This window comes from Actinotalea ferrariae CF5-4, assembly GCF_000603945.1.
GTDB classification, from domain to species: domain Bacteria; phylum Actinomycetota; class Actinomycetes; order Actinomycetales; family Cellulomonadaceae; genus Actinotalea; species Actinotalea ferrariae.
Genome location: NZ_AXCW01000188.1, coordinates 1 through 8,168, shown reverse-complemented (window position 1 = coordinate 8,168; position 8,168 = coordinate 1). Strand labels below are relative to the sequence as shown.

At 76.5% G+C, this 8,168-nt stretch carries 7 protein-coding genes; 3 read left to right on the top strand and 4 right to left on the bottom strand.

What is annotated here, in order from left to right; translation table 11 throughout:
- The 4 genes from N866_RS13975 to mtrA all read right to left on the bottom strand — a co-directional run.
- A partial coding sequence (locus N866_RS13975; RefSeq protein WP_425393964.1) for a ComF family protein occupies nt 1-487 on the bottom strand: 487 nt, incomplete at its 3' end.
- Between the two features lie 121 nt (nt 488-608).
- Entirely contained in the window at nt 609-2,348 is a 1,740-nt protein-coding gene (locus N866_RS13970) for an LpqB family beta-propeller domain-containing protein (protein ID WP_052023071.1), read from the bottom strand.
- Nucleotides 2,348-4,105, bottom strand: a complete 1,758-nt coding sequence (gene mtrB / locus N866_RS13965; protein ID WP_245612597.1) for an MtrAB system histidine kinase MtrB — start codon at nt 4,103-4,105, stop codon at nt 2,348-2,350. Before mtrB ends, N866_RS13970 begins: the two co-directional genes overlap by 1 nt.
- Nucleotides 4,102-4,785: an MtrAB system response regulator MtrA gene (mtrA, locus tag N866_RS13960; protein ID WP_034227398.1), complete on the bottom strand. Its 684-nt coding sequence runs from the start codon at nt 4,783-4,785 to the stop codon at nt 4,102-4,104. The genes mtrB and mtrA overlap by 4 nt, the downstream gene beginning before the upstream one ends.
- Before the next feature lie 224 nt (nt 4,786-5,009).
- On the opposite strand from mtrA, the gene N866_RS20010 reads away from it, so the two are divergent.
- The 3 genes from N866_RS20010 to N866_RS13945 all read left to right on the top strand — a co-directional run.
- A complete protein-coding gene (locus N866_RS20010) occupies nt 5,010-6,527 on the top strand; it encodes a DUF7847 domain-containing protein (RefSeq protein WP_052023069.1) in 1,518 nt (505 codons plus the stop codon).
- A complete protein-coding gene (locus N866_RS13950; RefSeq protein WP_034227396.1) occupies nt 6,524-7,174 on the top strand; it encodes a DUF4129 domain-containing protein in 651 nt (216 codons plus the stop codon). Before N866_RS20010 ends, N866_RS13950 begins: the two co-directional genes overlap by 4 nt.
- A partial coding sequence (locus N866_RS13945) for a DUF4350 domain-containing protein (RefSeq protein WP_034227394.1) occupies nt 7,171-8,168 on the top strand: 998 nt, incomplete at its 3' end. The genes N866_RS13950 and N866_RS13945, both read left to right, overlap by 4 nt.

Here is an 8,168-nt window from a genome sequence, read left to right as displayed (position 1 = left end):
CCTGACCGGCTCCCCGCAGCCCGCGGGCCGCCGCCATGGCGAGCGCGCCCACGAGGTCACCGCCGCGACGCCGGCGCGCGCCCGCCGTGGAGGGCACCGGGACGACGAGGACCTCCTGCCCGGCCGTCGCCGCCAGGAGCACCGGGGCCACGGTGGAGGCCGCCGAGCGCAGCACGCCCTGCAGCACCGGGCCCAGGTCCCCCCGTCCGCGGTCCTTCCACGCCACGACCGCCGCCTGGACCGGACCGGCGTAGGTGGCCACCGCCCACGTGGGCAGCGGTCCGTGCAGCACGTCGTCCAACCGCGGCGCGTGCCGCTCCACCCGCCGTGGCGGAGCGAGCAGGCCGGCGCGGCACGCGTCGCACAGCGGGACGTCCCAGGCACCGCAGCCCGGGCACTGCTGGGGCACCAGGACACGGCCCAGCTCCTCGAGGGCCCCCCGGAGCACGCGGAAGCCAGGCGCCCCCGGCCCCGCTCCCGTGCCCACGGCCCCAGGCTCCCCCAACCGCGCGCGGCACGGGCGTCCTCCACAGGGCGCCGACGGCGACGCGGCCCGCCGGCTCGCACGGCGCGACGGTCACGCCCGCCGCTCACCGCCATCGAGGCGCTCACCGGGGGAAGGCGACGCCCTGGACCCCCTCGGCGACCACGGCCCAGCTCTGGCCCTGCCGCACGGACAGGACGCCGTCGGCGCTGAGGACGTACAGGCCGCGCTCCCCGCGGCCGGCGGCGAGACCGACCGCCCCGTCGACGAGCGGCAGGGCCGAGGTCAGCCCGCCGACCTCGACCAGGTGCGCCGTCGCGGCGGCCTGGCTCTCCGTCCGCCCCAGAACGCCGAGCGTCACCTCGTCCACCCACGTCACGGTGCCGACGTCGACGAGGGCCGGGGCGAGCCGGAGCGGCTCGCCCGACTGCCGGGGCGTGCCGTCCTCCAGGCGCGCGACCTCCGCGACGTCGACCGCCGGCCCCTCCGGCCCCGTCGACGTCACGGCCACCCGGGCGCCGTCGGCGGAGACGGCCAGCGCGACGACGGTGCGGCCCATGAGCCACGGCAGCTCGACCTGCACCGCGGTGCCGTCCGCCCGTGCGGCGACGAGGAGCCCTCCGGAGGCGCGCTCCGCGCTCCACACCCAGCCGAAGCGGTCGACCGACGGCGGCACGAGCCCGGTCCCGGTGAGGACGGGCACCACGCCGGTGCCGTCGGCGGGCACGACGGCGACGCGGGACGTGCCGAGCCGGACCGCCACGACCCCGCCATCGGGCTGGAGCGCCGGGTTGTCGGCCTCCGGGGGCAGGGGCCCGATCCCGGCCAGCGGGGTCACCTCGCCGCGCTCGAGCAGACCCAGGACGCCGTCGACGAGCACGTAGGGCCCCTCGGCCGGCGCCGGGTCGACGGCGAGGGTCGGCACCGTCGGGGGGTCCACCGGCGCCCCCGCGATGAGCATCTGCACCTCGTTCACCAGCACGCCCTGCTGCCGCATGAGCGTCGCGTCGAGCTGGGCCTGGAGGAGCGCCCGCTCCGAGGCCGAGGCGAGCCGGGTCTCGACGCTGAGGTCGACCTGCGCGATCCCGCGGTCCACCGTCACCGCGGTGGTGCTCAGCCGCGCCCCGTCCGGCACACCGGTCCGCACGGCGTCCCGCAGCCACGGCGACGGTCCGGCCAGCAGCGCCTCGACCGCCGCGGTCGCCTGGTTGCGGGAGGCGAACCAGCGGACGTCGGGGACGAGGTACTGCAGGTCCGCGGTGGCGAAGTAGACCGGGGTGCGACGGAAGAACTGCTCGAAGGTGGGCGACGAGAGCAGCACGCCGTCCTCCAGCGCGGAGATGCGCCACTGGCCCTCGGGGTTCTGGGCGAGCTCGAACGCCACCTCCTCCCGGGTCTCGGGCGGCGTCTCGGCGAGCCGCCCGCCGGCGTCGATCGTCGCGGCGACCGGGACCGTCAGGAGGACCGTGCCGTCCTCCTGACGGACGATGTCCGGACCGCCGCCCTCGTAGACCACGGTGCGTGCCCGCGGGTCCCAGTCGGACGACGCCTCGAAGGTGAGGAACTGCCGCGCGGTGGCGAACTCGTCGAAGATCCCGGCGTCCACCGCCCGCAGGAACCCGCCGACGATCTGCTCGGGCGGCGCGTCCTGCTCGGGGGCGATGGCCAACGGGACCGGTGCGCCCGGCTGGCGCACCACGACCTCGCCGGTGCCGATGGGGCCCGAGGTGGGGATGGTCGCGCAGCCGGCGAGGGCCGCGGCCGTCGCGACGAGGACGACGACGGCGAGGGGCCGACGACGGCGTCCGTGCGGCCGTCCGGGTCGCCCGGCTCCGCCGGTGGGGCGGACGGGTCCGACGCGCATCACGCCTCCAGCCGGTCGAGGTCGGGCACCGCGGCGGGGTCCAGCTCCTGGGGACGCGCCGGCGCCGGGACGGTGGGCTGCGCCGTCAAGGCCGGCGCCGCCGGGTCGGGCACCAGCGGGAGGGGCGAGGACGTCAACGTGATGCCGGCCCGGCGCGGGACGGTGAGGCGGAAGCTCGCGCCACGGCCCGGCCGCCCCCACACCTCGAGCCAGCCGCCGTGGAGGTGGGCGTCCTCGATGGAGATCGCCAGGCCGAGCCCGGTGCCACCGGTGGTCCGGGCACGCGCCGGGTCCGCCCGCCAGAACCGGTCGAAGACGTGCTCGGCCTCCTCCGCAGTCATCCCGACCCCGTGGTCGCGGACCGTGACCGCGACCGCCTCGGCGTCCCCGGCCAGCCGCACCTCCACCGGCTGGCCCTCGGCGTGCTCCACCGCGTTGACGAGCAGGTTGCGCAGGACCCGCTCGACGCGGCGGGGGTCGACGTCCGCGACCGTGGCCTGCTCGGGCAGGTCGACGCTGAGCCACACCCCGCGCCGCTCCGCGAGCGGCCCGACCTGCTCGACCGCGGCCGTGACGACGTCGCGCACGTCGCGACGCTCGGCGTCGAGCATCGCCGCGCCGGCGTCGAAGCGGCTGATCTCCAGCAGGTCGGCGAGCAGCGCCTCGAAGCGGTCCAGCTGCGCGGTGAGGAGCTCGGCCGACCGCCGGGCGGCCGGGTCCAGCCCGTCCCGCGAGGCGTGGATGACCTCGGCCGCCATGCGGACGGTCGTCAGCGGGGTGCGCAGCTCGTGGGAGACGTCGGACACGAACCTGCGCTGCAGGTGCGACAGCTCCTCCATCCGGGCGATCTGGTCCTGGAGGCTCTCCGCCATCTCGTTGAAGGACCGCGCGAGCGTCGCCATCTCGTCGACGCCCGTGACGCGCATCCGCTCGGTGAGGTGGCCGTCCGCGAGCCGCTCCGCGACGCGTGCCGCGCTGCGCACCGGGCGCACCGCCTGGCGCGTCACGAGCCAGGTCATCCCGCCGACCAGGAGCACCAGCCCGACTCCCGCGAGCGCGAGGACCTGCTGGACGAACGTGAGCGTCTGCTGCTCGGCGGAGACGTCGTAGAGGTAGTACAGCTCGTAGCGGCCGGCGGCCGGGACCTCGACGACCGAGCCGACGAGCACGCCGGGGACCACCGTGCCGTTCTCGTCCACGGGGATGGCGACCGGCATCCACTGCTGGGCGCGGGCGTCGCGCACGGCCCGGCGCAGCTCCTCGGTGATGAGGTCCCCGAGGTCGGCGCGGCTCACCTCGTTGGTGGTCGACACGTCGTTGACCAGCAGCGGGGGCACGTCGCCCGGGGACCGCCGCAGGAACACCTCCCGCTCGCCGGAGCCGCCGAGGGCGAGAGCGGGGACGAGGTCGTAGAAGAGCGTCTGCAGCTCCGGACCGGTGGACGCCGTCGAGGCGCTGAACGTGGCCTGCGCGGCCTCGGTCGACCGGGCCGTCTCCTCGAGCACCTGGGCGACCCGCTGCTCGTACAGGCCGTCCCGGATGCGGTCGGAGAGGAACCCGCCGAGCACCGCCACGGCGAGGATCCCGACGACCAGGGTCGAGGTGATCACGCGGATCTGCAGGGAGGCCCGGAACCCGTGCACGAGGCCGCGGACGCCCCGCCGGAGGCGCAGTCCCGCGAGCCGCAGCGTCCGTGCGCGACGCGGTGCGACGGCCGCCTGCCCCTCCCCCGTCACGGGGGCCCGACCCGCCGTCACGGGGTGCCGGTGCCCGCCTTGTACCCGACGCCGCGCACCGTCACGACGATCTCCGGGTGCTCCGGGTCGTGCTCGATCTTGGACCGGAGCCGCTGGACGTGGACGTTGACCAGGCGGGTGTCGGCGGCGTGCCGGTAACCCCACACGCGTTCGAGCAGGACCTCCCGGGTGAAGACCTGCCAGGGCTTGCGGGCGAGCGCGACGAGGAGGTCGAACTCCAGCGGGGTGAGGGGGATGACCGTGCCGTCGCGGGTCACGCGGTGGCCGGTCACGTCGATCTCCAGGTCCCCGATCGTGAGGTGCTCCGGTGTCGGCTCGTCGGTCCGCCGGAGGCGGGCGCGGACCCGCGCGATGAGCTCCTTGGGCTTGAAGGGCTTGGGGATGTAGTCGTCGGCGCCCGACTCGAGGCCCAGCACGACGTCGACCGTGTCGCTCTTGGCGGTGAGCATGACGATGGGGACGCCCGACTCCGCGCGGATGAGGCGGCAGATCTCCGTGCCGTCCTTGCCGGGGAGCATCAGGTCCAGGAGGACCAGGTCCGGCTGGCCGGCCCGGAAGGCCCCGAGCGCCTCGTCCCCGTGATCGCAGAAGAGGGGCTCGAACCCCTCCGAGCGCAGGACGATGCCGATCATCTCGGCGAGCGCGACGTCGTCGTCCACGACCAGGATGCGACCCTTCATGGCCCCATGGTGTCACCCCGGCCCGACACGACCCCAGGACGGCCCGCGACGCGCCGGTGCCCGACCGCCTCATGACCGTCGTGGGCCCCTGAGGACCAGCCCGACCGGGCGCGACGGGCCCCGCCACGGTGACCAGCAGACCTGCACCCGCAGGTCCGCACCCACGTGGCACGATGGGCGGCGCGGCCTGCGGCCGCCACCGACGCAGCACCAGGGGAGGATCCGTGACGGCACCGGGGACGGACGACGTGCAGGGACGGGGGGACGGCGCTGCCGACGACGCCGCCGCGCGGCCTGCCGCCGGCCCGTCCGGCTGGGGCGACGGGGCGTGGCCCGCAGCGTCCGCACCTGGGTACGGGCCCGCGCACCGGGGCACGGGGCCGTCGACGCCGGCCGGGGACGGCCGGCCCGGGGCCGACGGGGCCACCCGAAGCTGGACGCCCGAGGACGGGACGCCCCAGTACGGCGCACCGCCCCAGTACGGCGCACCGCAGCAGTACGGCACGCCCCGGTACGGCGAGCCCCAGCAGTACGGGGCGCCGCCGCAGCAGTACGGGGCACCCCAGCAGCAGTACGGGGCGCCGCCGCAGCAGTACGGCGCACCCCAGCGGTACGGCACACCTCCGCAGCAGTACGGGACGCAGCAGTACGGGACGCCGCAGTACGGGACGCCCCAGTACGGGGCACCCCAGTACGGGGCACCCCAGTACGGGTCGCCCCAGTACGGCGCACCCCAGTACGGGGCACCCCAGTACGGCGCACCGTTCCGTCCCCCGCCGGTCCAGCCCGGGATCATCCCGCTGCGGCCCCTGAGCATGACCGAGATCTACGACGGCGCCTTCCGCGCGATCCGCGTGAACCCCCGCGTCATGTTCGGGTTCTCCGCGATCGTCGTCCTCGTCATGAGCCTGCTCGGCGGGCTGACCCAGTGGGCGCTCATCCCGACGATCGCCCGGGCGCTGGTCGGCACGACCGCCGACATCGACCCGACCGGCCAGCTCGGTGTCACCGACAGCCTCGCGGCGTCGCTCGCCACGGCCGGCCTCTTCCCGTGGCTGCTCGTCGCGAGCGCCGTCCTCACGGGTCTGCTCACCGGCTCCGTGAGCCGCTCGGTCATCGGTCAGCGGGTCACCGTGGCGGAGCTGTGGCAGCGGCACTGGCGGCGGACCCTCCTGCTCCTGGGCCTCGTGACGCTCCAGATGGTCGCGGTGCTGCTCGTCCTCGCCGTGGTCGTCGGCGCCGTCGTCGCGCTGGCCGTCGCGGAGCAGCCGGGCCTTGCGGTCGTCGCGGGGCTCGTCCTGCTCCCGGCGACGGGCGTCCTGCTCGCCTGGCTGTCCGTCCGGCTCCTGCTGCTGCCGCCCGCCCTCGTCCTCGAGGGGGCCGGCGTCGTCGCCACGGTCCGGCGGGCGTGGGGGCTCACCCGGGGCCGCTTCTGGCGGGTGCTCGGCATCTACGTGCTCGCGTCCGTCGTCGTCGGACTCGTCGGTCAGGTGCTGTCCGTCCCGGTGGCCGCCATCGCGGGCCTCGTCCAGCCGGATGTCACCTCCCCCGCGTTCATCTTCCTCACCACGCTGTTCACCGGCCTCGTGCAGGCGATCTCCACGGTCTTCCTCGCCGCGGTGGTCGCCCTGCTCTACATCGACCTGCGGATCCGCCGCGAGGGCCTGGACGTCGAGCTCGCGCGCGCCGCCGAGGCGGCGGCCGACGGCGCGGCCCACGACCTGACGCCGGGACGCTCGTGACCGCACCGGTCCTGCCCCTCGACGTCCCCGTCGAGCCGGACGCCGCGACGGCCCGACGCTGGGCCGAGGTCGAGCTCAGCGACCCCGCGTACCAGGACCGGCCGAACCTGCTCGAGACCGTGCTGCGCTGGCTCGGCGACCGGTTCGCCGACCTCCAGGTCACGGCGGCGGACGTGGACCCCCGTGCGGCGGCGACCCTCATCACCGTCCTGGGCCTCGTGGCGGCCGTCGTGGCGCTCGTGGTCGCCGGTCCGGTGCGCCGGGCGCGACGCGACCGGCGGCCGTCCGTCGACGTCTTCGGCGACGACACCCGCACCGCGGCCGAGCTGCGCGCGAGCGCCGACGCGCTCGCCGCCGCGGGCGACTGGTCCGGCGCGGTCCTGGACCGGTTCCGGGCGGTGCTGCGCTCCCTCGAGGAGCGGGTGGTCCTGGACGAGCGCCCGGGCAGGACCGCGCACGAGGCGGCCGAGGAGGCCGGTGCACGGCTGCCCGGCTGCGCCGTGGACCTCACCGCCGCGGCCGTGCTCTTCGACGACGTCTGCTACGGCGACGCCCAGGCGGACGCCGCCGACGACGTGCGGCTGCGCGACCTCGACCGGCGGGTCGCCGCCGAGCGCCCGGCCCTCGTCCCGGAGCAGGTGGCGTGAGCGGGGTCGACACGTCGCCCGCCGTCATGGGCGACGGGACGACGGCGCGCGGCCGGGCCCGGTCCCGGTGGCAGCGCGCCGCGTGGCCCCTGGCGGTGCTCGGTGTCACGGCGGTCGCGGCCGGCATCGCGTCGCTGCTGGAGCCCACGTCGGACACCGACCCGTTCTCCCCCGGGAACGCCGGCGACAACGGCTCCCGCGCCGCCGCGCAGATCCTGCAGGACCAGGGCGTGCGGGTCGAGCGGGTGGACACGACCGCCCGCGTCGAGGCGCTGGCCGGTCCCGGCAGCACGGTCCTGGTGGTCGGCACCTTCCTGCTCACCGACCCGCAGCTGGAGCGGCTGGTCGACACCGGCGCCGACCTCGTGGTCGTCGAGCCGGACGCACCGTGGCAGGTCGAGCTGCTGACCGACGGCGCCCTGACCACCACCGGCGGCGGCACCGCCGGCACCCGGTCCCCCGGCTGCGACGACCCGACGGCGCTGGCCGCCGGCTCCCTCGACGTCCGCGAGGGCGGCGTGCTCGCGCAGGACGACCGCGCGGTGGTCTGCTGGACCGGTCCCGGCGGTGACGGCGCCTGGGGCACGGTGGCCCCCGGCGCCGGCACCGGCCGCGTCACCGTGCTCGGCGACTCCTCGACGATGACGAACGAGCGGCTGGACGAGGGCGGCAACGCGGCGCTGGTGCTGCGCACGCTCGGCCGCCACGACACGCTCATCTGGTACACCCCGAGCCTCAGCGACACCGGTCAGGCCGAGGCTCCCGTCGGCACCGGCCGGCTCCCCCTCGCGGAGCTGCTGCCCGCCTGGGCGGGACCCGTCGGTCTGCAGCTCCTCGTGGTCCTGCTCGCGCTCGCGCTGTGGCGCGCGCGCCGGCTCGGGCCGGTCGTGAGCGAGCCGCTCCCCGTCGTCGTCCGGGCGGCCGAGACGACCATCGGACGGGGCCGGCTCTACCGCCGCGCCCGGTCGCGGGGCCACGCCGCCGCCGCGCTGCG